The sequence below is a fragment of the Acidovorax sp. NO-1 genome (assembly GCF_000238595.1).
Lineage (GTDB): Bacteria > Pseudomonadota > Gammaproteobacteria > Burkholderiales > Burkholderiaceae_C > Acidovorax.
Map to the genome: position 1 here is coordinate 107,557 of NZ_AGTS01000077.1, position 25,464 is coordinate 133,020.

Annotated in this window: 25 protein-coding genes; 16 read left to right on the forward strand and 9 right to left on the reverse strand. The window is 63.2% G+C overall.

Features of this window, described 5'->3' with window-relative positions; translation table 11 throughout:
* Positions 1-11 precede the first annotated feature (11 nt).
* The 4 genes from KYG_RS10450 (at position 12) to bioB (ending at position 4,634) form a co-directional block, all read left to right on the forward strand.
* Complete coding sequence (locus tag KYG_RS10450) at positions 12-467, forward strand: PH domain-containing protein (RefSeq protein WP_034694059.1); 456 nt, start codon at positions 12-14, stop codon at positions 465-467.
* Between the two features lie 23 nt (positions 468-490).
* Complete coding sequence (locus tag KYG_RS10455) at positions 491-2,539, forward strand: acetyl/propionyl/methylcrotonyl-CoA carboxylase subunit alpha (protein WP_008904861.1); 2,049 nt, start codon at positions 491-493, stop codon at positions 2,537-2,539.
* Between the two features lie 128 nt (positions 2,540-2,667).
* Positions 2,668-3,138 carry a VOC family protein gene (locus KYG_RS10460; RefSeq protein ID WP_008904862.1) on the forward strand — a complete coding sequence of 157 codons (471 nt, stop codon included), beginning with the start codon at positions 2,668-2,670 and terminating at the stop codon, positions 3,136-3,138.
* A 434-nt stretch (positions 3,139-3,572) separates the two neighbouring features.
* Positions 3,573-4,634, forward strand: coding sequence for a biotin synthase BioB (bioB, locus tag KYG_RS10465; protein WP_008904863.1), 1,062 nt, complete (start codon positions 3,573-3,575; stop codon positions 4,632-4,634).
* Between the two features lie 46 nt (positions 4,635-4,680).
* On the opposite strand, the gene KYG_RS10470 is transcribed toward bioB, so the two are convergent.
* The 7 genes from KYG_RS10470 to KYG_RS10500 form a co-directional block, all read right to left on the reverse strand.
* Positions 4,681-5,844: a two-component system response regulator gene (locus KYG_RS10470; RefSeq protein WP_008904864.1), complete on the reverse strand. Its 1,164-nt coding sequence runs from the start codon at positions 5,842-5,844 to the stop codon at positions 4,681-4,683.
* Complete coding sequence (locus KYG_RS10475) at positions 5,837-8,938, reverse strand: response regulator (protein ID WP_008904865.1); 3,102 nt, start codon at positions 8,936-8,938, stop codon at positions 5,837-5,839. The genes KYG_RS10470 and KYG_RS10475 overlap by 8 nt, the downstream gene beginning before the upstream one ends.
* 29 nt (positions 8,939-8,967) lie before the next feature.
* Positions 8,968-9,498, reverse strand: coding sequence for a molybdopterin-dependent oxidoreductase (locus tag KYG_RS10480; protein ID WP_085942548.1), 531 nt, complete (start codon positions 9,496-9,498; stop codon positions 8,968-8,970).
* Positions 9,499-9,635: 137 nt separating this feature from the next.
* Positions 9,636-9,995 (reverse strand): carboxymuconolactone decarboxylase family protein, encoded by a 360-nt coding sequence (locus KYG_RS10485; protein ID WP_008904867.1) that lies wholly within the window; start codon positions 9,993-9,995, stop codon positions 9,636-9,638.
* 64 nt (positions 9,996-10,059) lie between these two features.
* A complete protein-coding gene (locus KYG_RS10490; protein WP_008904868.1) occupies positions 10,060-10,251 on the reverse strand; it encodes a DUF2892 domain-containing protein in 192 nt (63 codons plus the stop codon).
* An 86-nt stretch (positions 10,252-10,337) separates the two neighbouring features.
* Complete coding sequence (locus KYG_RS10495) at positions 10,338-10,718, reverse strand: rhodanese-like domain-containing protein (protein ID WP_008904869.1); 381 nt, start codon at positions 10,716-10,718, stop codon at positions 10,338-10,340.
* 30 nt (positions 10,719-10,748) lie between these two features.
* Positions 10,749-11,609: an MBL fold metallo-hydrolase gene (locus KYG_RS10500; protein ID WP_008904870.1), complete on the reverse strand. Its 861-nt coding sequence runs from the start codon at positions 11,607-11,609 to the stop codon at positions 10,749-10,751.
* A 100-nt stretch (positions 11,610-11,709) separates the two neighbouring features.
* On the opposite strand from KYG_RS10500, the gene KYG_RS10505 reads away from it, so the two are divergent.
* The 11 genes from KYG_RS10505 to KYG_RS10555 all read left to right on the forward strand — a co-directional run bounded on the left by KYG_RS10505 (position 11,710) and on the right by KYG_RS10555 (position 21,969).
* Entirely contained in the window at positions 11,710-12,045 is a 336-nt protein-coding gene (locus KYG_RS10505) for a helix-turn-helix transcriptional regulator (protein ID WP_008904871.1), read from the forward strand.
* Positions 12,039-12,470 (forward strand): YeeE/YedE family protein, encoded by a 432-nt coding sequence (locus tag KYG_RS10510; protein WP_008904872.1) that lies wholly within the window; start codon positions 12,039-12,041, stop codon positions 12,468-12,470. The genes KYG_RS10505 and KYG_RS10510 overlap by 7 nt, the downstream gene beginning before the upstream one ends.
* Positions 12,471-12,499: 29 nt before the next feature.
* Positions 12,500-12,949, forward strand: coding sequence for a YeeE/YedE family protein (locus KYG_RS10515; protein WP_008904873.1), 450 nt, complete (start codon positions 12,500-12,502; stop codon positions 12,947-12,949).
* A gap of 1 nt (position 12,950) precedes the next feature.
* Positions 12,951-13,307 (forward strand): TIGR01244 family sulfur transferase, encoded by a 357-nt coding sequence (locus KYG_RS10520; RefSeq protein ID WP_008904874.1) that lies wholly within the window; start codon positions 12,951-12,953, stop codon positions 13,305-13,307.
* 16 nt (positions 13,308-13,323) lie between these two features.
* Complete coding sequence (locus tag KYG_RS10525) at positions 13,324-15,060, forward strand: SulP family inorganic anion transporter (protein WP_008904875.1); 1,737 nt, start codon at positions 13,324-13,326, stop codon at positions 15,058-15,060.
* Between the two features lie 437 nt (positions 15,061-15,497).
* Positions 15,498-16,748 carry a glycosyltransferase family 2 protein gene (locus KYG_RS10530; protein ID WP_008904876.1) on the forward strand — a complete coding sequence of 417 codons (1,251 nt, stop codon included), beginning with the start codon at positions 15,498-15,500 and terminating at the stop codon, positions 16,746-16,748.
* Positions 16,745-17,782 (forward strand): polymer-forming cytoskeletal protein, encoded by a 1,038-nt coding sequence (locus KYG_RS10535; protein WP_008904877.1) that lies wholly within the window; start codon positions 16,745-16,747, stop codon positions 17,780-17,782. Before KYG_RS10530 ends, KYG_RS10535 begins: the two co-directional genes overlap by 4 nt.
* A 398-nt stretch (positions 17,783-18,180) precedes the next feature.
* Positions 18,181-18,705 carry a hypothetical protein gene (locus tag KYG_RS24370; protein WP_139019354.1) on the forward strand — a complete coding sequence of 175 codons (525 nt, stop codon included), beginning with the start codon at positions 18,181-18,183 and terminating at the stop codon, positions 18,703-18,705.
* 396 nt (positions 18,706-19,101) lie between these two features.
* Positions 19,102-20,076: an IS5 family transposase gene (locus tag KYG_RS10545; RefSeq protein ID WP_024815594.1), complete on the forward strand. Its 975-nt coding sequence runs from the start codon at positions 19,102-19,104 to the stop codon at positions 20,074-20,076.
* 119 nt (positions 20,077-20,195) lie between these two features.
* On the forward strand, positions 20,196-21,161 hold the full coding sequence (locus KYG_RS10550; protein WP_008904880.1) for a hypothetical protein: 966 nt from the start codon (positions 20,196-20,198) through the stop codon (positions 21,159-21,161).
* A 49-nt stretch (positions 21,162-21,210) separates the two neighbouring features.
* Complete coding sequence (locus tag KYG_RS10555) at positions 21,211-21,969, forward strand: Crp/Fnr family transcriptional regulator (RefSeq protein WP_139019355.1); 759 nt, start codon at positions 21,211-21,213, stop codon at positions 21,967-21,969.
* A gap of 20 nt (positions 21,970-21,989) precedes the next feature.
* Here the strand turns inward: KYG_RS10555 and KYG_RS10560 are convergent, their stop codons facing one another.
* Both KYG_RS10560 and KYG_RS10565 read right to left on the reverse strand, forming a co-directional pair.
* Positions 21,990-22,808, reverse strand: coding sequence for a YaiO family outer membrane beta-barrel protein (locus KYG_RS10560; RefSeq protein ID WP_008904882.1), 819 nt, complete (start codon positions 22,806-22,808; stop codon positions 21,990-21,992).
* A complete protein-coding gene (locus KYG_RS10565) occupies positions 22,805-23,860 on the reverse strand; it encodes a hypothetical protein (RefSeq protein ID WP_192810322.1) in 1,056 nt (351 codons plus the stop codon). Before KYG_RS10565 ends, KYG_RS10560 begins: the two co-directional genes overlap by 4 nt.
* A 184-nt stretch (positions 23,861-24,044) precedes the next feature.
* Between KYG_RS10565 and glmM the strand changes: the two genes are divergently transcribed.
* Positions 24,045-25,430, forward strand: coding sequence for a phosphoglucosamine mutase (gene glmM / locus KYG_RS10570; RefSeq protein ID WP_050813839.1), 1,386 nt, complete (start codon positions 24,045-24,047; stop codon positions 25,428-25,430).
* Positions 25,431-25,464: the final 34 nt, after the last annotated feature.

Below are 25,464 nucleotides of genomic sequence, written 5' to 3' on the forward strand. Positions count from 1 at the left end.
GGCAGCAGGCAATGGCACAGATCCGCGCGTTCTTCCCATCCAGAGTGGACTCATGGCTTGTTGCCATCGGCCCGCTCGCGGCATTGACGGCAGCAACCGCAGTAGCAGGGCTTGCGGGGCCGTTCGTGCTGAACTCTGGTGGCACGCCACCGATGCTTGCGCTGTTGGCGGTCATCGTGGCCCTTACGCTGCTGCTGCCGCTGTGGTTGGTACTGGACACCAACTACACACTCACGGCGGACGATCTGCTGATTCGCAGTGGTCCGTTTCGCTGGCGCATTGTGCTGGGCGATGTACGCGAGGTCTCGCCATCGCGCAGTTGGATTTCGTCGCCTGCGCTGTCGCTCGACCGCTTGAGCATTCGCTATGGGGCAGACCGAAGCATTTTGGTGTCGCCGCGTGAGAAGCAGCGCTTCATTGACGCTTTGCGCCAGCGCTGTCCTTCCGTCTTAGTTACTGGTTTTTGAAATTTCCTTTTGAGGAACTTGTTATGTTCACCAAAATCCTGATCGCCAACCGTGGCGAAATCGCCTGCCGAGTGATTGCAACGGCCAAGAAAATGGGCATCGCCACCGTCGCCGTCTATTCCGACGCCGACAAGGAAGCCCGGCACGTCAAGCTGGCCGACGAGGCCGTGCACATTGGTGCCGCGCCCTCGCGCGAGTCGTACCTGCTGGCCGACAAAATCATCGCTGCCTGCAAGCAGACTGGCGCGCAGGCCGTGCACCCCGGCTACGGCTTCCTCTCGGAAAACGAAGCTTTTTCCAAGCGCTGCGAAGACGAGGGCATTGCGTTCATCGGCCCCAAGGCGCATTCCATTGCGGCCATGGGCGACAAGATCGCGTCCAAGAAGCTGGCCAACGAGGCCAAGGTCAACACGATTCCTGGCTACAACGACGCCATCGCTGGCCCTGAGCAGGCGGTGGAGATCGCCAAGGGCATTGGCTACCCCGTGATGATCAAGGCCTCGGCCGGGGGCGGCGGCAAGGGTCTGCGCGTGGCGTTCAACGACAAGGAAGCGTTTGAAGGCTTCGCTAGCTGCCAGAACGAAGCTCGCAACAGCTTTGGCGACGACCGCATCTTCATCGAGAAGTTTGTGCAGGAGCCGCGCCACATCGAGATCCAGATCCTGGGCGACAGCCACGGCAACGTGATCTACCTAAACGAGCGCGAGTGCTCCATCCAGCGCCGCCACCAGAAGGTGATTGAAGAGGCGCCATCGCCCTTCATCTCTGACGCCACGCGCAAGGCCATGGGCGAGCAGGCCGTGCAGCTGGCAAAGGCCGTGAAGTACCAGAGCGCGGGCACGGTGGAGTTCGTGGTCGGCAAGGACCAGGACTTTTACTTTCTGGAGATGAACACCCGCCTGCAGGTGGAGCACCCGGTGACGGAATGCATCACCGGCCTGGACCTGGTGGAGCTGATGATCCGCGTGGCGGCGGGCGAGAAGCTGCCCCTGACGCAAGCCGATGTGAAGCGCGACGGCTGGGCCATAGAGTGCCGCATCAACGCCGAAGACCCGTTCCGCAACTTTTTGCCGTCCACCGGCCGTCTGGTGCGCTTTCAGCCGCCAGAGGAATCCATGTTCCAGTCCGATACGACCAAAAAATGGGGCGTGCGGGTGGACACGGGCGTGTATGAGGGCGGCGAGATCCCCATGTACTACGACTCGATGATTGCCAAGCTCATCGTGCACGGCACCGACCGCAACGACGCCATTGCCAAGATGCGCGCGGCGCTGAACGGCTTTGTGATTCGTGGCATCAGCAGCAACATCCCGTTCCAGGCGGCGCTGCTGGCGCACCCCAAATTCGTGACGGGCGACTTCAACACCGGCTTCATCGCCGAGAACTACGGCAAGGGCTTTCACGCCGAAGACGTGCCGCACAGCGACCCGCTGTTCCTGGTGGCCCTGGCGGCCTTCATGCACCGCCGGTACCGCGCACGCGCCTCGGGCATCAGCGGGCAGCTGGCCGGGCATGAGGTGAAGGTGGGCGAGCAGTTTGTGGTGGTGACGCTGGGCGCCGAAGGGCAGAACCAGCACCACGAAGTGACGGTGTCCGACTTTGAAGACAAATCGGGCTCCAGCGCTGTACTGGTGGGCGGTACCAGCTATCAGATCAGTAGCAACGCCACGCTGGGCCAGATCCGCGTGCAGGGCGCGTGCAACGGCCAGGGCTTCACGGCCCAGGTGGAGCGCGGTGTGGGCAAGAACCCGCTGGCGCTGCGCATTGCGCACAACGGCACGCAGGTGGACACACTGGTGCTGTCGCCCCTGGGCGCGCGCCTGCACAAGCTCATGCCCTTCAAGGCGCCGCCAGATCTGTCCAAGTTCCTGCTCTCGCCCATGCCCGGCCTGCTGGTGGACGTGGCGGTGCAGCCTGGCCAGAAGGTGCAGGCAGGTGAAAAGCTGGCGGTGATCGAGGCCATGAAGATGGAGAACATCCTCTTTGCCGCGCAGGACGGCGTGGTGGGCAAGATCACGGCGGGCAAGGGCGAATCACTCTCGGTGGACCAGATCATTCTGGAATTCCAGTGATCTGCCGCCTGGTTCGTTGACTTGTTGTCGCTAACCCATCCAGAGGGGCCTTGCGCCCCTTTTTTTAGCCTTTTTGGCCTCTGGCGCTTGAGGAGTAAGCGCTGGCAGCTATCAAATATGGAGCATTCATGAGCACGACCCAACGCCCCTTCAAAGTGCTGGGCATCCAGCAGGTCGCCATTGGCGGCACCGACAAGCAACGCATGAAGACCTTGTGGGTGGACATGCTGGGCCTGGAACAGACCGGCACCTTCCAGAGCGAACGTGAGAACGTCGATGAAGACATCCTGGCCATGGGCAAAGGGGCCTTCAAGGTGGAGGTGGACATCATGCAGCCGCTGGACATCGACAAGAAGCCCGCCGTGCACACCACGCCGCTCAACCACATTGGCCTGTGGATCGATGACCTGCCCAGGGCGGTGGAATGGCTCACTGCCAAGGGCGTGCGCTTTGCGTCTGGCGGCATCCGCAAGGGGGCTGCGGGGTATGACATCACCTTCTTGCACCCCAAGAGCAACGACGAGTTTCCGATTGCAGGCGAAGGCGTGCTGATCGAACTGGTGCAGGCCCCGGCGGACGTCATTGCCGCCCTGGGCTGAGTGTTCTGCTACACTTTGTCCGGCCAGCGCGCTTCAAGCCCCTCGGCAACAGCGCTTATCTCCCGACGGGGGCAGCTCACTAGCGCAGCAGTTAACTTCAGATGTCAGCTGGTTGCCAACGGGTGGTGCGTGCTGGCAGGCAGCGACATGCAATGGCCGCCAAATTTCTGGAAATGCCCGTCTTCTGCGCGCAAAAAAATTTGTACTTCCGAGCCGTTACGCCCGCCGTTTTGTTGGCGCTTTTTGTGACCCCGCAGCGTGCGTTTGTGCCGTTTTCTCCTCCAGAATCCGCCCCAGCCGCTGCGCACCCAGCCCGAACCCCATGGCGCGGCTGGCGCGTGCCGATGAACGATGACTAAGTAAGCAACCCTGGCCCACCGCTGGCATCCCGCCGCTGCAGGGCCAATGCCTTGACTGTTGAAGGAACCCACCCGATGTCCGCCACCATGGCTCCAGCCGCTCCCGCCACCGTACAGACCACGCAACCGGTTCAGTTGCACCGCCGCAACCCAGCCCCCGCGGCCCAAGGCCCCTGGTCGGTAGAGGCCATCCAGGCGCTACTCGACAAGCCCCTGATGGACCTGCTGTTCGAAGCGCAAACCGTGCACCGCCAGCACTGGCCCGCAGGCGACATCGAACTGGCGACGCTGCTTTCCGTCAAGACCGGCGGCTGCCCTGAAAACTGCGGCTACTGCCCGCAGGCGGCCGAGTTCGACACGGGCGTAAAGGCTGAAAAGCTGATGGAGGTGGACGAGGTAGTACGCGCAGCCCAGGCCGCCAAGGACGCGGGCGCAACGCGGTTTTGCATGGGCGCTGCCTGGCGTGCGCCCAAGGACCGCGACATCGAAAAAGTCAGCGCCTTGATTGGCGCGGTGAAAGGCCTGGGCCTGCAGACCTGCGCCACGCTGGGCATGCTCGAGTCGCACCAGGCGCAGGCGCTCAAAGATGCGGGCCTGGACTACTACAACCACAACCTGGACACGGCCCCCGAGTACTACACCGACGTGGTGAGCACCCGTGCCTACCAGGACCGGCTGGACACGCTGCAGAACGTGCGCGATGCCGGCATCAGCGTGTGCTGCGGCGGCATTGTGGGCATGGGCGAGGCGCCCGTGCACCGCGCAGGCCTGATTGCGCAGCTGGCCAACCTTCAGCCCTATCCGGAATCGGTGCCCATCAACAGCCTGGTGCGCGTGCCGGGCACACCGCTGGCCGACAGCGAACCCATCGACCCGTTCGACTTTGTGCGCGTGATTGCGGTGGCCCGTATCACCATGCCCAAGGCGCGCGTGCGCCTGTCGGCAGGCCGCCAGCAATTGGGCGAGGCCGTACAGGCCTTGTGCTTCCTGGCCGGGGCCAACTCGATTTTTTACGGCGACAAGCTGCTGGTGACCGGCAACCCTGACGTGGACGCCGACGTGCAACTGCTTGCCAAGCTGGGGCTGAATGGCCACCGCACCGCGAGCACAGAGGCTGGCCCCACGCACTGCGCCTGACGCCACCCCGTAGAAAGGCAGCGGCACTGCCTGTGCGGCGCCCGAGTCACTGGGGCTCTGCAGGAAGGCCGGCGGCCAGGCGGTCCAGCTGCGCCAGCCGGGTGGGTTCCGCATCGGCAAACCGCTGCGCGATGCGCCTGAATTCTTCCGACAGGGTCAGGAAGGCATCGACGATGTCCGGGTCGAAATGGCTGCCCCTGCCATCGGTGATGATTTCCACGGCTTTTTCGTGCGTGTACGCAGCTTTGTAGACGCGCTCCGAGATGAGCGCGTCATACACATCGGCCACCGCCATCAGACGCGCTGACAGCGGGATGGTGTTGCCGGCCAGGCCCTCTGGGTAGCCCGAGCCATCCCATTTCTCCTGGTGACTGTAGGCAATCTCCTTGGCGTAGCGGAAGAACGGGTTGTCCTGCGTGGTGCCGGTTTCGGCCGCAATGATGGCGTCGCGCCCCAGGGTGGTGTGCGTCTTCATGATCTCGAACTCTTCCGGCGTCAGCTTGCCGGGCTTGAGCAGGATGCGGTCGGGGATGCCCACCTTGCCAATGTCATGCAGCGGGGCCGACTTGAAGATGGTTTCGATGGCTGTGTCGGTGAGTTCGGGTTGGAATCGCGGGTGGTTTTGCAGGTGGCGGGCCAGGGCTTCCATGTAGTGCTGCGTGCGCCGGATGTGGTTGCCTGTTTCGTTGTCACGCGTTTCCGCGAGAGATGCCATCGCGCGGATGGTGGCATCCTGCAATTCGGCCATGGCGCGTGTGCGGTTGGCCACCTCCTGCTCCAGAAACTGGTTGTGCTGTGCCAGAAAATCCCGTGCGCGCTTGAGCTGCAGGTGGTTGCGCACCCGCGCCATCACGATCGCGGGGTTGATGGGCTTGGTGATGTAGTCCACCGCGCCCAGCTCCAGGCCGATGCTTTCGTCCTCGGCAGCACTCATGGCGGTGAGGAAGATCACGGGGATGTCTTCCGTCTCGGGGTTGAACTGCAGGCGCCGCAGCACTTCATAGCCGTCCATGTCCGGCATCATGATGTCCAGCAGGATGAGGTCGGGCTTGCTCTCGCCTGCCACGATCTGCAACGCGCGCTCTCCGCCGGGGGCCAGTTTGACCTTGTAGTCCGTGCGCAGCAGGTCGCTCATCAACGACAGGTTGTCGGGCGTATCGTCAACGACCAGCACCGTGCATCGCCCGCTGGGCGCGAAAGGGCTATTCATGGTGGGGCTCCTTATTGTTGCGAATGTCTGTCGGGGCCGTCTGGCGCAGTGCAGCCAGGGCCTCCAGGAAATCGTAGCTGTCGAGCGCGCGTTTGATCTGGCCGTATGCAGGCCCCAGGTGCGCGTGCAGAGGGCCTGCAGATTCTTTGAAGAGCTCGATGGCATCGGAGTCGTCCTCCGCCAGCAAGGCGGCGAGCCGGTGCACCAGCTGTTGCGCCGCTGCAGCGTCCACCGGCATGCCGTCGCTCGCACCGCCAGGGGGCGTTGCCTCCTCAGCGGGCAGGGCAGCCTGCAAAGCAGCCACCAATGCATTGCATGCTGCTTCGACAGGGTGGAGCACCGAGTCCACTTCATCGATGGGCAAGTTTTGCGCTATGGCCTTTTCGGCCTTTTGCGCCTGGGCAGCCAGGGCCGTTGCGCCAATGGTGCCTGCGGTGCCTTTGAGGGTGTGCATGGCACGCAGTGCGTCCGGCTGCTGGCCCGCAGCCAGTGCGGCGCGGGTGGTCTGCACGGCATTCGCCTGCCCGTGGATGAACTTGCGCAAAAGGCTCTCGTAGGCAATGCGTTTGCCCAGCACACGCCGCAGTCCGGCTGATACGTCGAGTCCGTCAATCTGCCGCAGGGCATCGTCGGGTGCAGGATCGGGAGCAGATTCGGAATTGGGGTGGCGCGCGCCAGAGTATTCATTTGGAACGTCACCAATGGCATGCGCTCGAACAGCTTGGTCGAGGTCCTCACGTGCGTTGCCTGTGGCGCGCGGCCGGATCCACTGCAGCAGGGTGGCAAAAAGTGCATCCGGGTCGATGGGTTTGGCCAGGTGGCCGTTCATGCCCGCTGCAATGCACAGGTCGCGGTCGTGGCTCATGGCGTTGGCGGTCATCGCCAGCACGGGCAGGTCCGCCCAGGCAGGGTTCTGGCGCAGGTGCCGTGTAGCAGTCAGGCCATCCATCACGGGCATCTGCATGTCCATCAGCACCAGGTCATAGGAGGTTTGGGCCAGCATGTCGAGCGCCACCTGCCCGTTGTGGGCCACGTCCACCGCCAGGCCCGCGCCGCTCAGCAGTTCGGCGCCCACCTGCTGGTTCAGGTCGTTGTCGTCCACCAGCAGCACGCGGGCCCCCGCGATGGCCGACAGATGTGTAGCGTGGCGTGGCGCGTGCGCCGCGCGTCCGTCGGCCGACCGGGCCTGCCCCCCTAGTGCCTGCATGGCGGCGTCAAACATGGCAGAGGGGCTGACAGGCTTGGACAGCATCAGCGTGAGCCCGGCACGCTGCAGCTCGTCTTGCACATCGTCGCGCCCGGCCGCCGTGACGATGATGGTGTGGGGCGGGCGCTGCAGGCTGGCCAGCGCGCGGTGGGTGTCAAACCCGTCCATTCCCGGCATCATCCAGTCGAGAAACGCGAGCTCGCAGGGGCGCCCGGCCTGTTCGGCGGCCCGCGCCAGGGCAACCGCCTCCTTGCCAGACGATGCCGTGGTGACCGTAAAGCTCATGCGGGTCAGCATTTCACCCAGGATATGCCGTGCCTGCTCGCTGTCATCCACCACCAGCACATGCCGCCCCCGCAGGTCGGGGGTGGGCAGCAGCGGTGCATGGTGCGCGGTACCCAGGCCCAGACGGGCGGTGAACCAGAAGGTGCTGCCCACACCGGCCTGGCTTTGCACTCCCACCTCGCCCCCCATGAGCCCGGCGAGCTTCCTGGAGATTGCCAGGCCCAGGCCGGTGCCGCCGTATTTGCGGGTGGTGGACGTGTCGGCCTGTTCGAACGACCTAAATAGCCGCGATTGCTGCTCTGACGTGAGGCCTATTCCCGTATCCTGGACCTCGAACCGCAGGAGGACGCCGGTGTCGTCGCGCACGGTTTCGGTCACCCGCACGATGATCTCGCCGCGCTCGGTGAACTTGACCGCATTGTTGGCGTAGTTCACCAGGATCTGCCCCAGCCGCAGCGGATCGCCGCGCAAGTGGTCGGGAAGGGCAGGGTCTACGTCGAAGAGCAGCTCCAGGCCTTTGTGGGCGCACTTTTCGCTGACCAGATTGGCCACGTTGTCCAGCACGCCGCGCAGGTCAAAGTCCACCACTTCCACTTCCAGTTTGCCTGCTTCGATCTTGCTGAAGTCCAGGATGTCGTTGATCAGGCCGAGCAGGTGCTGGCCCGAGCGCTGGATTTTTTCTACATAGTCTCGCTGGCGTGGGGTGAGGTCAGTGGCGAGGGCCAGGTGGCTCATGCCGATCACCGCGTTCATGGGGGTGCGTATTTCGTGGCTCATATTGGCCAGGAAGTCCGATTTCATCTGCGAGGCATCTTCGGCGCGGGCGCGGGCAATCTCCAGTTCGTCTTCGTGCTCGCGCAGGGCGGTGTTCACCTTCTGCAGCTCCAGGGTGCGCTCGGCCACCCTGGCTTCCAGGGCCTCTTCGTTGCGTTTGAGGGCTTCCACCAGCTCGTTTTGCGCGGCCAGCGCCTGGGACGCGGCCTTCTCGCGCTGCAGAAACTGCCGTGCCATCGCAAACGCCAGAAGAAAGGTGAGCAGCGCCTGGAACACGGTGAGCCCGGTGGTCAACAGTGTCTGGCGCTTAACCTCGGCGTTGCGTGAATCGCCCAGCATGGCCGACACGCGTGAGGCGTCGAGAGAAAGCTCCTGCACAGTCTCGCGAAGGGCGTCCAGTTCGGTGCGCAAGAGCCGCATGTTCTCAAGGCTGGAGGCTGCATCCACGCTGGCGCCGAAGTAGCTGTCGCCCGCGGCCACGAACCGCTGCAGTGCCGACAGGGCCTTGTCGTAGATCGGCTCCTCCTGCATCAGCGTGCGGGACGTGCCGCTCTCCAATGCACTGAAGCGGCTCAAAAACAGGTCATACCGCAGCTCCAGCCTGTCCAGGGTAATGCTGGCCGGGTCCAGCTCGAACTGGTGCAGCGCATGGTCCAGCTTTTCGTATTCGACGTTGAGTTGCAGGAAGGACCAGAGCGCATTTACATCGCCGCGTCGCATCACCGCCTCTACGTTGCGGTACTGGCTGTATTGCACAGCCGCAATCGCGACATACGCGAACACCAGTCCCGTAACAATCAGCGGCAGGATGTGTTTGCTGCGCAGCATGCTGGGGATAGGTGGGGAGGAGCCAGGCGTTACCGGATGCGTAACGCGTTGAGCTGCCAGGCTGCCCGGTTGTAGTAAAGCTCGCTGCGCAGCTCTGCCTTGGTGTCAAAGGGGTAGACGATGAAAAGCGGGCCTTTTTCGCGGATGCGCATGGGCCGGTTGTTCATGAGCCGGGCGACGATGACATCGTGTCGCGTTGCGTCTTCCGCCGGTATCTCTGTCCTGTAGTCGTTCAGGGCCACGGCCGTGATCCTGGTGCCCTGTGCGCCCACGGCGGCCAGTACGTCGCGCAGCAAGGGCCCGGTGAACGTGACTGCGTTCGGGTACCAGGGTGTCTGGGTGGTGAAACTGTGCTGGGGCAATTTTTCCAGCATCTGCATGTCGAACTGCGCCTGGGCGCCGACATTGGTCTGGCTGATAGCCCCTTCAACAGTGAGTACGACGGGCCCGCCCGGCTTGTCCAGCGCGTGTGCGCCCAAGCCGATGAACGCCGCCAAAAACGCAGCGGATCGGCATGCCCCGCCGGCAACCGCGCGTATCCCCGAAAGACGAGCAGACATGGCGCCCCCTTTTTTTGCAACAGTCTCATGGACTGGTGCTCAAAATGTAAACCGATTTGCGGTGGGGCGCAGAGCTTTACGGTTGCTGATGTCAGTGAGGGGCGGGGCCGCTCAGATGGGGCGTTGGTCAGGGTCGGTCAGTTGCCGCCGCTGGCCGCGGCCATGGTGTCCCACGCCTTCAGCGTCTCCGCTGCGTACATGAGTGCAGGGCCCCCGCCCATGTAAACACAGACGGCCAGCATTTCCTCCAGCTCATTGCGGGTGGCGCCCAGTTTTTGCAGTGCCTTGACATGAAAGCCGATGCAGCCGGAGCACCGCTGTGTGACGCCGATGGCCAGTGCAATCAGCTCCTTGTGCTTGGCGCTCAGCGTACCCTCTGCCATGGACGCTTGTGCGAGCTGGGCAAAACCCCGCATGGCATCCGGCTGCGCCTTGCGGAAAGGTGCCAAGCTTTCATTGATGCCTTGGATCAGGCCTGCGTGATCAAACGTACTCATCGAAGGGGTCCTTCCTCGAACGTTGCAGGGGCATGCACGCATTGGCGCAATGCCTTCGGGTGATTCATTTCTTCATGGGGCAGGTGTTGACGCCCAACAAGGTATAGGCCGGGCAAAATCGAAACAGGCCGGTGGCCAGGGGCACCACGCCCAGCCATCCCCACCAGCCGACAGTGCCCGTGGCTGCCAGTGCTATCAGGACCAGCCCTGCCACGACGCGCAGCGCGCGATCCAACGTTCCAACATTGACTTTCATGATGACTCCTTGGGTTAATTTACCGGCCCCATGTGGGGCCCCTGTTTGACCTGGGCAGTAGGTGCGGCATGCACGCACTGCACAGGTCAATCGAAAGCCGGAGATTCCGGCACCACGACGGGCTTGCCGGCCGCGAGCCAAGCGTCAAAGCCGCCGGCGATGGACTGCACCTGGAGGTAGCCCATATCGTGCATGGCGCGCGCCGCCAGCGCAGCTCGCCCGCTGGTTTTGCAATACACCACCACCTTCAGGTCGCGCGGGGTGAGTGCGGGCGTGCTGCTGAGTTTGAACTCCAGCACACCGCGTGAGGCATGGATTGCGCCGGGGATGTGTCCCGCCTGGTATTCATCGGCTTCCCGGACATCGATCAACACGTCGGCTGCACGAATGGCTTGCTCGGCCTCGTCCACCGGGGTTTCCTGGATCTGGGCTTTGGCTGCAGCGACAAGGTCATGGGCAGTTTTCATGGCGTGGTCCTTGGATTGGATTTGAGCGTGTCACAGCGCGTTGACGGGAATCTTGAGATAAGTCACGCCATTGGCTTCCGGTGGCGGCATTTCTCCCGCCCTGATGTTGACCTGCACCGAGGGCAGGATGAGCACGGGCATCTGCAGCGTTGCATCGCGCTGGGTGCGCAGTGCCACGAAAGCCTCCTCGATCACTCCGTCGTGGATGTGGATGTTCCTGGCACGCTGGTCCGCAACAGTGGTTTGCCAAGCTACGGGGCGCCCTGCGGGAGGGTAGTCGTGGCACATGAACAGGCGGGTTTCATCCGGCAGGCTGAGCAATTTGCGCACTGACTGGTACAGCGTATGGGCATTGCCGCCGGGAAAGTCGCAGCGCGCGGTGCCCACGTCGGGCATGAAGAGGGTGTCACCCACGAACACCGCGTCGCCCACCTGGTAGGCCATGCAGGCGGGGGTATGGCCGGGCACTGCCAGCGCATGTGCTTCCAGCTGGCCGATGTGGAACACCTCGTTGTCGTGCAGCAGCTGGTCGAACTGGGTGCCATCCGGACGGAACTCGGGCTCCAGATGAAAGACCTTCTTGAACACGTCCTGCACCTGGGTGATCGACGCGCCAATGGCAATTTTTCCCCCCAGCTTGTCGCGAAGGTAGTGTGCGGCCGACAGATGGTCTGCGTGGGCATGGGTCTCCAGAATCCATTGCACTGTCAGCCCCTGGCTCTGCACAAACGACACGATCTTGTCGGCAGACCGCGTGCGGGTGCGGCCCGACTTCGGGTCGTAGTCCAGCACCGAATCCACCACGGCGCAGTGGCCGCCAGGCTGATCGAACACCACATAGCTCACCGTCCAGGTGGCGTCATCAAAGAAGGCTTCTATCTGGGGTTTCATCAAAGGGCTCCGTATCTAATTTCCATGCAGATAGTTTATTGACAAATATAATGTATGTCAATAGAATATCGACATCGAATTTGAAAAGGAGTGCGCCACCATGCACGCAGAGATACAAATGGACCTGGAAGCCTTGCGCAGGTCCGCCGACAGCGCTTGCCGCTTGATGAAAGTTTTGTCCAACCCCGACCGCCTGCTGCTGCTGTGTCAGCTGACCCAGGGTGAAAAGCGGGTGGGTGAACTGGAAGAACTGGTGGGCATTTCCCAGCCCACCTTGTCGCAGCAACTGGGCGTATTGCGCGATGAGGCACTCGTCAACACGCGACGCGAGGGCAAAAACATCTATTACGAGATCGCCAGTCCCCAGGCCCTGGCGGTGATGAACGTGCTGTTTGAGCAATTTTGTGGCCCCGCCCAGGAGAGCGCACCATGCTGATCGATTGGACCCATTTCACCCCCTGGGCTGCCCTTGCGGGCGGCGTTTTGCTGGGGCTTGCCTCGGCGCTTTTTGTGCTCCTCAATGGTCGCATTCTGGGCATCAGCGGCATTGTGGGAGGGCTGCTGCGCCCCCGCGATGGTGACATTGGCTGGCGCGTGGCTTTTGTACTGGGCATGCTGGTGGCTCCTGGCCTCTACTGGCTGGTGATCGGCCCCACGCAGCCGCGCATTGACGCGACCTGGGCCATGGTGGTGATCGCCGGCCTGCTGGTGGGTGTCGGCACCCGTTACGGATCGGGCTGCACGAGCGGCCACGGCGTGTGCGGGCTCTCGCGCATGTCTCCCCGGTCCCTGGTCGCCACCCTGGCCTTCATGGGTGCCGGGTTCGTCACCGTCTTCCTCATCCGGCACGTGCTGGCCTGACCTCCCATCCCATCGGAGCATTGATCGTTATGAAAAATCGTATTTCAGAGTTTGTGGTGGGCCTGATCTTCGGACTGGGCCTGATCGTCTCGGGCATGACCGACCCCGGCAAGGTGCTGGGCTTTCTGGACCTGGCGGGCTTGTGGGACCCATCGCTGGCCTTCGTGATGGGCGGCGCGATTGCGGTGGGCGTCTTTGCGTTTGCCGCGGCCAAGAAGCGCACCACCAGTTTCCTGGGGGGCGCCATGCATTTGCCCACGTCGCGCGACATTGATCGCCGCCTGGTGATCGGAAGCCTCATCTTCGGCGCAGGCTGGGGTATTGCGGGCTTCTGCCCCGGCCCGGCCATCGTTTCGGCGGGCGCAGGCCAGCCCAAAGCCATCGTGTTCGTGATCGCCATGCTGGCAGGCATGTGGCTGTTTGAACTGGCCGAACGCATGTCACGCCGCACCCCATCCACCCGGACCGGAGCCCGCTGACATGCCGCTGCAGATCATTGCCCTGACCCCCGACTTCGCAGTGTCTCCCCAGCTCGCCACTACGGACTTTGCCTCTTTGGCCCAGCAGGGCTTCAAGACCATCATCAACAACCGGCCGGACGGGGAGGGCGGTGGCGCACAACCCACCAGCCCTGAAATGGAGCGCGCTGCCACAGTCGCAGGGCTGCACTATGTGTACCTGCCCGTAGTGAGTGGCTCCATCACGCCGGAACAGGTGCAGGCCATGCACAAGGTCCTGATCACCGCCCCCAAGCCCACGTTGGCGTTTTGCCGTTCGGGCGCCCGGTCTGCCCAGTTGTTCGGGCTGGCGCAGAACCTGGACGCCGACGCGTCCTGATCACCCGGGAACCACGATGCACCTCATCCCCGGCTGGATCCGCAACTACCAGAAGTCCTGGCTCTCCGGAGACATGGTCGCCGGGGTGATTGTTACGGTGATGCTGATCCCGCAGAGCCTGGCCTACGCGCTTTTGGCGGGCTTGCCCCCCGAGGTGGGCTTGTACGCCAGCATCCTGCCCATCATTGCCTATGCCGCGCTGGGCTCCAGCATGACGCTGGCTGTGGGGCCCGTGGCGGTGGCCTCGCTCATGACGGCGAGCGCCCTGCAGCCGCTGGCTGCCGCTGGCTCGCCCGACTACATTGCGCTGGCCATGCTGCTGTCACTGCTCTCAGGGGGCATGTTGCTGCTGTTTGGCGTATTGCGGTTGGGTTTTCTGGCGCACTTTCTGAGCCATCCTGTGATCAGCGGGTTTATCTCTGGCTCGGCAGTGCTCATCGCTGTGGGGCAGGTCAAGCACCTGCTGGGCGTGAAGGCCGGTGGTACCGATGTCTTTGACACCGTGGTGCAACTGGCCCACGCAGCGCCCGGAATCAACCTGGTCACTCTGGGCATCGGCGCCGGCAGCGTGTTGTTTCTGGTGCTTGCGCGCAGGTCCTTGTCCCCATGGCTGGTCCGTCTGGGCGCCAGCCAACGCTTGGCAGACATCGCATCCAAACTGGCGCCGATGCTGGCGGTAATGGTCTCCACCGCCTTGGTGGCCGCCATGCGGTGGGACCAGACGGCGGGGGTCAGCATTGTGGGCACGGTGCCCCAGGGCCTGCCGCAGCTCGGGCTGCCGGCGGTGTCGATGGCGTCCGTGGGCTCGCTGTGGCTGCCTGCGCTGCTGATCTCGCTGGTGGGCTTTGTGGAAAGCGTGTCGGTAGCGCAGTCTCTGGCGCTCAAGCGGCAGCAGCGCATTCAGCCCAACCGTGAGCTGCTGGGTCTGGGGGCTGCCAATGTCGCCAGTGCGCTGTCGGGTGGTTTCCCCGTCACGGGCGGCTTTGCGCGGTCTGTCGTCAATTTTGCGGCGGGTGCAAATACGCCCCTGGCAGGCGTCATTTCGGCCGTGCTGATGGGTGTGGTGATCGCAGCGCTGACCGGGCTTTTTCACTATCTGCCCCATGCCGTGCTGGCAGCCACCATCATCGTGGCGGTGGTTTCCCTGATCGATATGGAGACGCTGCGCGAAGCCTGGCACTACGACAAGGCCGACGCCATGGCCCTGCTGGCCACAGCAGGGGGCGTGATCGCTTTTGGCGTGGAAGCCGGCATCCTGATGGGGGTGGCGTTGTCGCTGGGCACCTTGGTGTGGCGCAGCAGCCATCCGCACATCGCGGTGGTGGGGCGCGTGCCAGGTACGGAGCACTTTCGCAACGTGACCCGACACACGGTGAACACAGAGCCGGGCCTGATTGCCGTGCGGGTGGATGAAAGCCTGTATTTCGCCAACTCCGACGCTTTGCTGGACCGTGTGGAGGAATTGGTGGGCGCCCAACCCGATACCCGCCATGTGCTTCTGGTGTGCTCAGCCATCAACCAGATCGACACCACTGCATTGGGCGTACTGACCGATCTGGAGCGCAGTCTGGCCCAGCGCGGCGTGGCGCTCCTCCTGGCAGAAGTCAAAGGGCCAGTGCTGGATCGCCTGCAGACCACTCAGCTCGGGCAGCGTCTGGAGGGCAGGGTGTTTATGAGCACCCATGCGGCGTTTGAGTTTGCACACCACAGGGCGAATGCCCCGTCAATTCCATCACCATCGTTGGCCCCATAGCTCAGCCGCAGGTGATGGGCGACGGGCTGCATTCCTCCTTTGAAGGCGCTCGACGGCCTACGTGGGAGCTGCCTGTGTTCGCCATCGAACAGACCGGCCCCGAACCGCTGCTTACATTCCGTCTCACATCCCTGCAGGGTGTGACGTAACGGGTTCGCAAGAAGCCGCCACCCATCCTTTGCGCCGGGTCCTGCGATGGTCGAAGCAAAAGGCGTTCTATGCACTTGAATCGAGAGAGGCGGCGGCTTGGTGCCGCTGAGCGCAGCGGTGCAACCCACACCCGCCCTGCGATGTGGCGGTGGAGCGCGACGGCGTTTGCCACCATGGTGGGAGGCTCCAATGGATGGGCTGCCGCGTTAGCGCAGCCCCTCAACTCTTCGGAAGGACTGGCACAACGGTGGGTACCAGGGCCAGTGGCTTACGCTGCACTGTCCACCATGGCGGCGCTGCTGGCCATGATCATCTTGGTGATGATGGTGTATGCCGCACGGCACGGTGTACTGACACTCAACCGACTGCTGGGGCACCAGCGCCATCCGTACCTGGACATCGACCAGGCAGACTGGCCGCTTATCACGGTGTTCATTGCCGCCCATAACGAGGAACAGGTGATCGCCGGGTGCCTGCATGCCCTGCTGGACACCAATTACCCGCTCGACCGGCTGAAGGTGGTTCCGGTGAACGACCGCTCTACCGATGGCACACGCGCCATCATCGACGACTGGGTAGGCCGGTACCCGGGGCGCATCGTGCCGTTTCACCGCACCAAGGGAAAGCCAGGCAAGGCCGCAGCGCTCAAGGATGCCCTGCAGCACGCGCAGGGCGACATTGTGATCATCTTCGATGCCGACTATGTGCCTGGCCGTGGGCTGCTCAAGCAGTTGGTGGCGCCGTTTTTTGACCCCGAGGTGGGAGCGGTGATGGGCCGTGTGGTGCCAGTGAATACGGGGGTGAATCTGCTCACGCGCATGCTGGACCTCGAGCGCAGCGGCGGCTACCAGGTGGACCAGCAGGCCCGTATGAACCTGCGCCTGGTGCCCCAGTACGGCGGTACCGTGGGCGGCGTGCGCTGCTCAGCCGTGGCTGCGGTGGGTGGCTGGCACGACGATACGCTGGCCGAAGACACGGACATCACCTACCGCCTGTTGCTCAACGGCTGGAAGACCGTCTACACCAACCGGTCCGAGTGCTACGAGGAGGTGCCGCAGGACTGGCAGGTACGCATCAAGCAGATCAAGCGCTGGGCCAAGGGGCACAACCAGGTGATGGTGCGCTATGGCTTGCGCTTTGCGTTCAGTCCTTATTTGAGCTGGCGCGAACGTCTGGATGGGCTGCTGCTTTTGTTTGTTTTTGTGCTGCCGCCGTTGCTGCTGATGGGCTGGCTGCTGGCACTGGGCCTGTATTTCTTCAATGCTGGGGACATGCTGACGGGGCTGATCTCCTTGTTTGCGCTGATGGCCTACGGCACGCTGGGCAACTTTGCAGCGTTCTTCGAGATTGCCGTGGCGGTCCTGTTGGACGGCAAACGCAGGCGGTTGCGGCTGCTGCCCCTCAGCTTGCTGGGCTTCGTGATCAGCCTGTTTGCCATATCGTCATCGGTATGGGGGCAGTTGATGGACAAACTCCTGCGCCGCGACATGGTATGGGATAAGACGGTGCGTTACCGCCAACCGAGCGTCGAACAATGAACACCGCCTTGCTCTACCTGGCCTTTGTGTTGATCAGCATGGGATTGATGGTGATTGCCTTCGGGCCCACCTGGCGGGAGTGGCGGCACCCCACCGATACCGAGGCGTTGCAGGTGTTGCCACACTACACCACCGACATCGACCATTTCGCTGACCGGTTTCGCGCGCTGGTGCAGGCACACCAGGGACAAGTGCCGGGTCCTTCTGCCAACGAGTTTGATTTTGCGCCGGTGTCACTGGAGGGTGTGGACTGGGGCGGCATGCTGCGACCCCTGGTTTGCCTTGGCTCGGTCAAGCCGCAGACAGCGATTCAATGTGCTGCGCCGCTGTTCGTGCATGGTGACTTCGAAGCGCCAGCCCATAGCCGCTTTGTGGGCCTCTTGGCGCAGGGCCGTATCCGGCTCGGCGCGGGCAGTGATGTGGGGCAATGGGTACATGCCGATGCATCCCTGCATCTGGCCCAGGGCTGTTCGGGGCTGCGACGCCTGTCTTCGTCGACCGCCGTGGAGCTGGAGGCCGACTGCTGTTTTGAGCGGATCCAGGCGCCACACATCCGCTTTGGTGGTGATGCGGCCCTGCAGGCTGAGCGCGAGCATGCGCCTTTGATCGAGGCGAGCTTTGACCGGTTGGAAGGTGCTCTGCGCCAGAGCGAGCATGTGACGCTCGTGCGCGGCGACTGCAAATTGCCGCGCATGCACCGGTATCACGGCTCGCTGGTGGTCACGGGGCGTTTGCTCATTGGGGCTAGCACCGTGATCGAAGGCGACGTGAAAGCCCGTGGCGGCATCGTCATGGGCGTCAACGCGCGGGTGCAGGGCTCGCTGTGCAGTGAAAAGCAGATCCAGCTCCTGGACCATGCCCGGGTGGCGGGGCCCGTGGTGTCCGAGTCGGGCATCCTGCTCGGCGCCGGGGTGCATGTGGGCTCGCCACAGGCCCTCACCACGGTCAGCGCAGAAACCATCATGGCGGAGGCGGGCGCCCGGGCGCATGGCACCGTGTGGGCCCGCCAACTGGGCATAGTGTGGTCGGCCTGAACGCGGCGCACCCGCAGTGCACGGCTGGTTGGCGGCCCGCACCCTCCCATTGTTCGATCCGCTGAACCGCCACAGAGGGCCTCCCCTTGCCACACCCCACTGTCACTTCTCACAGCCGCCAAGACCGCGAGCTGGCTTTCAATGCTGCGCGCGGCCTGTTGGCGCAGGCCCAACAAGCACACAGCCACCAGTTGCCCCACCGCGCGCTCAGCCGCATCAGGCTCAACCCATGGCTGCTCTTGCAAATGGCAGGGCTGCCGGTGGTTTGGTTATTTCTGATCTACGGGTTGCGGGAACCTCTTTACGATTTTTGGCGCAGCTACTTGCTCACCTGGGCGCGCTGGCTGCAGGTGCCACTGCAGCCAGCGGCAGTGTCATCACGCCAAGACCTGTTGGGAATGAGCTGGTTGCCCGGCGCGGGCGACCTGGGGCTGTCCATCACCACCGGTGCGGCATTGGCTGCCGTGCTGACGGTGGTGGCCTGGGGGCTGGCAATGCGCCTGCGAGGGCGATGGCTTCCAGCGCAGTATCTGGTGCGGGTGCTGTGCGTGGTGCAGGCGCTGGCGCTGCTGTACTTCTGGTTTGCGCCGATGCCGTTCCCGCACCTGGTGCTGAACCATGTGATGGACTTGCTGAATGCTGGCTATCTGCTCATTCTGGCCATACCCGTGCTGATGGCTCTCGGGTACTACCCGCTTCAGATAAGCTGGCAGGCCAAGGTCGTTCACACCCTGCTCATCTTGTTGTTTTTTGGGGTCATGGTGCCGCAGCAAGCCATGGTGCACCTGCTGGTCCTTCAGCATTTGTCGGTGGTGTTCATGCCCGTGCTGTACCTGTGCTTCGGGGCGCTGTTCGACATGATGGTGTTTGTGGCTCTGTATGCATGGGCGGCCAGCACGGCGCCCTTGTCCGCCACACATTAGGGTAATCGTCCCTTTCCCGTGTACGCAGCTGTATCCTCTGCGACGCGGCCAGAGGCACTTGTCTGTACGCCTGCGTACGCAGCGAGAAAAACGAAAGCATTATCTGCAAAATAAGTACGTCACCCTTTACCCGGGGGTGTCGGCCTTCCTGGCAGTGCGCTTCATTTTTGCGCTGTTGCTCTCCAGATATTGAAAGCGGTGTCCGGGCTTCGTTCGGAGATCGTGCACATGCGGCGTCGTTCATTGCTAGAAAAGGTGCCCGTCTTGGGTGCTGGTTGGTTTTTGTGCTCGTCCAGCTGGGCGGCAGAAGCGTCCGCGCCCATTGACGCAGTGGCGGAGATCAAGGGCAACGCTGATTAAGGTCCACCATTGAGAGGGGTCAAACGTTATCCGCAGATGAAGCAGCAGACCTTGGCAATGGCCGCAGATCAAGACAACGGATTCGAGCATTCGCGCAAACCCACCCGACGCGAAGAGTTCTTGCGGACCATGGAGACAATAGTGCCATGGGCCGCTCTGTGCCAGGTGATAGAGCCGCACTACCCCAAAGCAGGCAACGGCCGCCCGCCCATTGGCCTTGAGCGCATGCTGCGCATCCACTTCCTGCAGCACTGGTTCAACCTGGCCGATCTGGCGTGCGAAGAGGCCCTGTACGACAGTGCCAGCCTGCGCCGCTTTGTGGGCATTGACCTGGGCCGCGAGCGCGTGCCCGATGCCACCACGCTGCTGAAGTTTCGCAAGCTGCTCAATGAGCACAAACTGGGTGAAGCCCTGTTTGCCCAGGTAGGCCAGCAACTGCAAGAGCGCGGCTTCAAGGTCAACACCGGCACCATCGTGGATGCCACCATCATCGCCGCGCCCAGTTCTACCAAGAACGCCGACAAGGCGCGCGACCCCGACATGCACCAGACCCGCAAAGGCCAGCAATGGTATTTCGGCATGAAGCTGCACATTGGCGTGGACAGCCAAAGCGGGCTGGCGCACAGCGCCGTGGTGACGGCGGCCAACGTGCATGACAAACACCCGCTGCCCGATCTGCTGCATGGCAACGAGCAGCGCGTGTACGGCGACTCGGCCTACGCCAGCCAGAAGGCTCTGATCCGGGGCAAGGCGCCCCAAGCCAAAGACTTCACCAACCAGCGCACACGCAGGTGCGGGGTGGTCGACCAGACGCAGCGGTCCAAGAACCGCAACAAGTCCCGCATCCGCGCTCGCGTAGAGCATCTATTCGGGGTGGTCAAGCGGCTGTGGGGCTTTGGCAAGGTGCGCTATCGCGGGCTGCAAAAGAACGCCACGCGCGCGTTCACGGCCTTGGCGCTGGCCAACATCTACCTTGCCCGAGGGCGCCTGCAGGGACAGGTGCGCCCGTAAGGGTCTGAAGGGGGCTCAAAGGCTCCCGAAACAGGCCCTGTGGGGCAAAGTCCGGCATCTTTGCGGGCCATTTGGCATTCAAATGGCTGTGCAATGGAGTTGACGCTACTTGATCAGCATTGCCCAAGGCGTTGCGGATCCTGTCGGGCCCCTATGCCGGTGGCTACGAGTTGGCGCCCAATGGACGCCTGAACTGGTACTTCGCCAACCTGGGATTGTTGCCCTTGGTGCCCATGCTCAGTGCGGCCGATTTGCAAACATACATCCTGCCGTACCTGAATCTGTACCTGGCCAGCACCGACCCCGCCACCAGCACCATTGCGGACATTGAGTTCCCCTATGGCCGAGCCAATACCTCGGTGGTCAAGAAGGTATTGGCTGACTCGGACGACGCCTATGCGTCCACCTTTCTGTCGCTGGCGTCGCGCTATGTGGCAGCCAGTGGCAACTGGTCTTGGTGGGAGGCGCGCAAAGCGGCCCTCAAAAACATCGCTTACCGCAACCTGGCACTGACCGCCAAGCCTTCGGGGCTGACTGCCGTGTTCCAGGCGCCGCGCAGCCAGACCAACGCCAGCGGCTACCTCATGGACAACTGCGAAGGCTACCGAGGTCTGCGTGACTTTGCGGCGGTGTTGCGGTCCCGCAGTGAACTGTCCGAGGCCAACTACTACGACCTCCTGGCAACAAATACCGCCGACGGCATCGCGCGCCACCTTTTCAAGGGCTCCGCACAGGCATTTTTGGCCAGCGACGCCACGCTGGTACCCAGTACCGAGTTTTACCCCGGCACCACCTGTCAGGTGTACCCGCAAGCCTTTGGGCTGCGCGAGCTGACGACGCAGTTTTCTGCCGGGTGGAACTACCTCAACATCCATACGCCAGGCTGGGAAACCGGGCGTCACGATCCTTTCCCCTGGGCCATCTTGGGGTATGTCGCTGCGCTGCGCGGACAAAGCAGCCTGGCGCGTACGCAACTGGTGGCCATAGACAAAACCTTTGCCGCCAACCGCAGCCTGGTCACCATCAATGAACTGGGTTTTTACCTGCGTACCAGATCCGTTTTGAACGGCGGCACTGCGCCATGAAGCCAAATTTCGCAAGCGCAATGTTCGCCAACAGACAGATAGAGACGGTATGCCCCTCCAGAATTCAAAGCGTCCCCGTCCCGATCTCAAGAAGCCACACATCGATCAATCCCTTGCCAATCGACTACTGTCCTCGTTACGACCTACAGAGCGGTCACGCCTGCTGTCGGTAGCCGACTGGGTGGAGCTGGAGAGCCAACAAACGCTCGGGCGCGCCGGCGAACGGTTGAGCCATGTGTACTTTCCCACCAACAGCATGATCTCGCTGCTCTCCAACCTGGAGGGCGCGCGCCACTTCGAGGCCGGACAGATCGGCTTTGAGGGCATGCTGGGTGCCAGTGCAGGCCTGGGGGTGACGGCCTCGGCCTTTGATGCGGTGGTTTCGGGAGCAGGCCAGGCCTGGCGGATCCAGCTAGATGCCTGGCGCAGCCATTGTCTGGCCAGCCGGACGCTGAGCCTGCTGACCACCCGCTATCTTTATGTCGAGCTGTCGCAAATGGGCACGATGGTGGCCTGCGGACACTTTCATTCGCTGGAGCAGCGTCTGGCGCGATTTCTGCTGATGAGCGAAACGCGGCTGCGCACCCCCGACATTCAGATGACCCACGAGACGCTGGCGCACCTGCTGGGGGTCCGCCGGGCCGGTGTGACGCTGGCGGCCGGCAAGCTGCAAGACAGCGGCGTAATCCAGTACACAAGGGGGCATATTCTGGTGCTGGACCGGAAGGCCTTGCTGGCGCAAAGCTGTGGGTGCTTTGACCAGGACCTGGAGACCTATGAACGGGTCATGTCAGGCGCTGTCGCTTAAGCGCGGCAGGCCCGCGGTACCTACGGCAATTCCCAAAACAGCGACAGCTTGGCGCCGTTGCGGGAATAGTAGGGGTTGCGGTAGCGCTCTACGCCTGCTGTAAAGCCCCACTGTGGGCCCAGCCACTGGCGCAGCGTGAGCTGTGACTGCCGACTGTCAAAGTTGATGAGAGCCACCCCGCTTCCAATGGCTTGGTAGCCCTCAGCCCCCCAGGCATGGCGGGCAATGATCTGCGTGTGGTGCGCGCGCCCCCAGGTGGCCGCCACAAACTGCTGATGGGTGCGCACGCCACCGGGGGAGCTGTTATTGAAGCGTATTTCTGCTTGCACCACCCACGGCTGATCGAAATAGTAAGTGGACCCGAGGCTGATGTTGCGGTCGATGTGCCCGTCTGGTGCTCGGTAGTAACCTGCGCCCAGCGTGGCCACCCATTGGCGCGTGGGGAGCAACTTGCGGTTGATGAACCCGTCCACACGGTAGCGTGGCAGATAGGCCGCACCATCGCCTGCGCCCACCGACATCATGGAGAACCAGTCTTCGTTCCAGGTCATGGTGTCTGACAGCCCGATGAACCGGCCCGACTCTCCAAACCGCCGCATGGTGGCGACTTCCATGCCGAGCAAGTGGTTGTTTACGCCCCATTGGCCGCGCACGCCAGCTTCATGCCAGTTGCCATACCCGTTGGTGAGGGTGGGGCGGCTGGCGTAGGCCTCAATGCTCCGGACTGGGACGGGCTGGTCTGCGGCGTCTTGCGCATGAGCTGCGGGCAAGCCATTGGCCAGCAACCCCAGCGACAGAACAAGGGCAGGGGCAGGGCGGAGGATGTAGTGGGCGTTCATGGTGACCGTTTTGGGTTTTCACGAGGACTGGTGCAGTTGGTTGTGTCCAGGGCAGCAGTGATGGCTTTGGCCTGCAGGATTTGCGCGGCGACTTCGTCGGTCACCGTCCAGTGGGCGCCGTGCCGATGGGGCAGGGCGGTCCGCAGCCAACAGCGGGCAGAAGGGATGTCACCTTGCTGCAGTGCCACCACAGCCACCAGACCCCAGGCAAAGTCGTCCTTCACCTGGGCCAGCCACTCATCGCGGTGCTCTGCCATCCAGCGGCGGTAATGCGCGGGCGCCCCACCTGGGATCAGCGGAAAGCGCACCAGCAGCGGAAAGATCTGCGCCACGGCGTCGGGATAGAAGGCATGTGCGGTGTCACGCTGGCCGGGCTGGGTGGAAACCAGGTAGCGCTTGCGCTGATCGTCCCAGAACACGGCCGCCAGAGTTTTGGTGAAGTTGGGGTGGCGGGCGTTTTGTACCGCCTTGTGCGTGAGGGGGTAGGCCCACAGCTCCAGGTTGTCCATGAACAACCCATATTGGTACACCGGCGAGACCAGGTAAATGCCCCGATTGGGGTCTACGAGCCTGGCCAGCGCCGCACTGGTGACCGTCCGGCTGCGCACCCAATTGGCCTGGCTGCGTTGCGCGGCTGGCATGCTGTCCATGAATGCCAGCCACAGGCCGAGTACAGAGTCGTCGGCATCTGCTGTTTTGCACGGGGCCCACACGGGGCCGTTGCGGCAAAAACGGTCAAAGGTCGCGTCGGGCTTTTGCCGCTGTACCAGCCATGCGCCCCAGGCCTTGGCAGGCGTGGAGATATCCAGCCCATGGCTGTGAGCCAGAAGCAGTGCCTGCAAGGCAAAGTAGGGGTCTACCGTGTCGCCCTGGCGCTGCACCGAGATGGCGCCCGAAGCATCGGCATACCCCTCCAGATCCAGCACAGCCGCCGATGCGCCAAGTGGAGCTGCAAGAACGGCGCACGCCAGAGCGTTGCCTATCCAGCGCTTCAGGCCAGAGTGGGTCTGCGACGAATGAAGGCACTGGGGAGTTAGAGAGTCGGGGGTCAATGGGTGATCCGTGGCATGGAAAGTCATGGTCAGCGTGCAGGCACAGAGCTGTCTGTTCGATACCGTACATAACGCGGCGGGTTCGATAGCGCACAGACCGTCTCTGCCCAAGCCCCCTACCGTCGGCGTTCGCCTTGGCCTGGGGTGCGGGTTATCTGGCGAATCTCATCCAACAGGACTACCCATGAATACACAAAAAATGTTCGGAACCGACGGCGTGCGCGCCCCAGTGGGTATGGAGCCCATGACCCCCCAGACCATCATGCGGCTGGCGCACGCCTGCGGCCAGCTGCTCAGCCGCCAGCACACGGGACTGAACCCGCGACCTGCGGTGGCAGTGGGCACCGACACGCGCGGGTCGGCCACCATGTTCGAGGCGGCCTTGCAGGCGGGGTTTTCTGCGGCCGGTGTGGACACGGTGATGTGCGGCGAGTTGCCCACACCCGGCGTGGCCTACTTGACGCGCTTGCGCGGCTACCAGGCGGGTGTGGTGGTGAGTGCATCGCACAACCCTTGTGAGGACAACGGTGTGAAGTTCTTTTCGGCCACGGGCGACAAGCTGCCCGATGGTATGGAGGCCGAGATCGAGCGCACCATGGACCAGCCCATGGTCTGTTTGCCTTCATCTCGGTTGGGCCGCGTTTCCCTGCTGCCGGAGGCCTCCGTTCTGTACATCCAGTTTTGCAGGCAGGCACTGCCGGCAGGTTTGCACCTGCAGGGTATGAAGATCGTCATCGACGCCGCCCATGGCGCCTGCCACCGCATCGCCCCCGAGGTGTTCCGACAGTTGGGCGCTGAGGTGATTGCGGTGGGCGCCTCGCCCGATGGGCAGAACATCAACGACAACGTGGGCGCCACGTCGCCCAAGCACCTGAGCGAGGCCGTGCTGGCCCACCAGGCAGATGTCGGCGTGGCGCTGGACGGGGATGGAGACCGGTTGGTGATGGTGGACAGCGAGGGCCGCATCTATGCGGGTGACGAGTTGCTGTACGTGCTGGCCGTGGATGCCCAGACCAACGATGGCTTGCAGGGTGGGGTGGTGGGCACGGTGATGAGCAACCAGGGACTGGAGCAAGCGCTGCTGCGCCGTGGGCTGGGTTTTGCACGGTCTGCCGTGGGTGACCGGCATGTGCTGGAGCTGCTCAAGCAGCGGGGTTGGCGCTTGGGCGGCGAGGGCTCGGGCCACCTGATCGGGCTGGACTGGCACAGCACCGGCGACGGCGTGATGTCTGCCTTGCGGGTGGTCGCAGCCATGAAACGCTCGCAGCGCAGCTTGTCGCAGCTGTGCAGCGATCTGCGCATGAACGCTCAGTGCCTGGTCAATGTGCCCGTGACCCGTGGTACGGGGATGGCCGACAACACCTGGATGCCCCACTTCCAGTTGCGGGCGGAAAAGTTGCTGGGCGACGATGGGCGGGTGCTGCTGCGTGCCTCGGGCACCGAGCCTGTTGTGCGCGTGCTGGTGGAGTGCCGTACTGCACTCAGGGCGCAGCGGATGGCCAGCCGGTTTGCCAAAGAGGTCAGCCAACTGCTGACAGCGCCCGCAGCGCAGGATGCAGTTACTGCCTGAACAGCCCCCGTCTGCGCACCATCCTGGCACGCCA

Excerpts from the sequence above, each read along its gene's own strand:
- KYG_RS10450 (WP_034694059.1), top strand. The coding sequence starts at position 12 with ATGGCACAGATCCGCGCGTTCTTCCCATCCAGAGTGGACTCATGGCTT.
- KYG_RS10455 (WP_008904861.1), top strand. The coding sequence starts at position 491 with ATGTTCACCAAAATCCTGATCGCCAACCGTGGCGAAATCGCCTGCCGA.
- KYG_RS10460 (WP_008904862.1), top strand. The coding sequence starts at position 2,668 with ATGAGCACGACCCAACGCCCCTTCAAAGTGCTGGGCATCCAGCAGGTC.
- bioB (WP_008904863.1), top strand. The coding sequence starts at position 3,573 with ATGTCCGCCACCATGGCTCCAGCCGCTCCCGCCACCGTACAGACCACG.
- KYG_RS10470 (WP_008904864.1), bottom strand. The coding sequence starts at position 5,844 with ATGAATAGCCCTTTCGCGCCCAGCGGGCGATGCACGGTGCTGGTCGTT.
- KYG_RS10475 (WP_008904865.1), bottom strand. The coding sequence starts at position 8,938 with ATGCTGCGCAGCAAACACATCCTGCCGCTGATTGTTACGGGACTGGTG.
- KYG_RS10480 (WP_085942548.1), bottom strand. The coding sequence starts at position 9,498 with ATGTCTGCTCGTCTTTCGGGGATACGCGCGGTTGCCGGCGGGGCATGC.
- KYG_RS10485 (WP_008904867.1), bottom strand. The coding sequence starts at position 9,995 with ATGAGTACGTTTGATCACGCAGGCCTGATCCAAGGCATCAATGAAAGC.
- KYG_RS10490 (WP_008904868.1), bottom strand. The coding sequence starts at position 10,251 with ATGAAAGTCAATGTTGGAACGTTGGATCGCGCGCTGCGCGTCGTGGCA.
- KYG_RS10495 (WP_008904869.1), bottom strand. The coding sequence starts at position 10,718 with ATGAAAACTGCCCATGACCTTGTCGCTGCAGCCAAAGCCCAGATCCAG.
- KYG_RS10500 (WP_008904870.1), bottom strand. The coding sequence starts at position 11,609 with ATGAAACCCCAGATAGAAGCCTTCTTTGATGACGCCACCTGGACGGTG.
- KYG_RS10505 (WP_008904871.1), top strand. The coding sequence starts at position 11,710 with ATGCACGCAGAGATACAAATGGACCTGGAAGCCTTGCGCAGGTCCGCC.
- KYG_RS10510 (WP_008904872.1), top strand. The coding sequence starts at position 12,039 with ATGCTGATCGATTGGACCCATTTCACCCCCTGGGCTGCCCTTGCGGGC.
- KYG_RS10515 (WP_008904873.1), top strand. The coding sequence starts at position 12,500 with ATGAAAAATCGTATTTCAGAGTTTGTGGTGGGCCTGATCTTCGGACTG.
- KYG_RS10520 (WP_008904874.1), top strand. The coding sequence starts at position 12,951 with ATGCCGCTGCAGATCATTGCCCTGACCCCCGACTTCGCAGTGTCTCCC.
- KYG_RS10525 (WP_008904875.1), top strand. The coding sequence starts at position 13,324 with ATGCACCTCATCCCCGGCTGGATCCGCAACTACCAGAAGTCCTGGCTC.
- KYG_RS10530 (WP_008904876.1), top strand. The coding sequence starts at position 15,498 with ATGGCGGCGCTGCTGGCCATGATCATCTTGGTGATGATGGTGTATGCC.
- KYG_RS10535 (WP_008904877.1), top strand. The coding sequence starts at position 16,745 with ATGAACACCGCCTTGCTCTACCTGGCCTTTGTGTTGATCAGCATGGGA.
- KYG_RS24370 (WP_139019354.1), top strand. The coding sequence starts at position 18,181 with ATGAGCTGGTTGCCCGGCGCGGGCGACCTGGGGCTGTCCATCACCACC.
- KYG_RS10545 (WP_024815594.1), top strand. The coding sequence starts at position 19,102 with ATGAAGCAGCAGACCTTGGCAATGGCCGCAGATCAAGACAACGGATTC.
- KYG_RS10555 (WP_139019355.1), top strand. The coding sequence starts at position 21,211 with ATGCCCCTCCAGAATTCAAAGCGTCCCCGTCCCGATCTCAAGAAGCCA.
- KYG_RS10560 (WP_008904882.1), bottom strand. The coding sequence starts at position 22,808 with ATGAACGCCCACTACATCCTCCGCCCTGCCCCTGCCCTTGTTCTGTCG.
- glmM (WP_050813839.1), top strand. The coding sequence starts at position 24,045 with ATGAATACACAAAAAATGTTCGGAACCGACGGCGTGCGCGCCCCAGTG.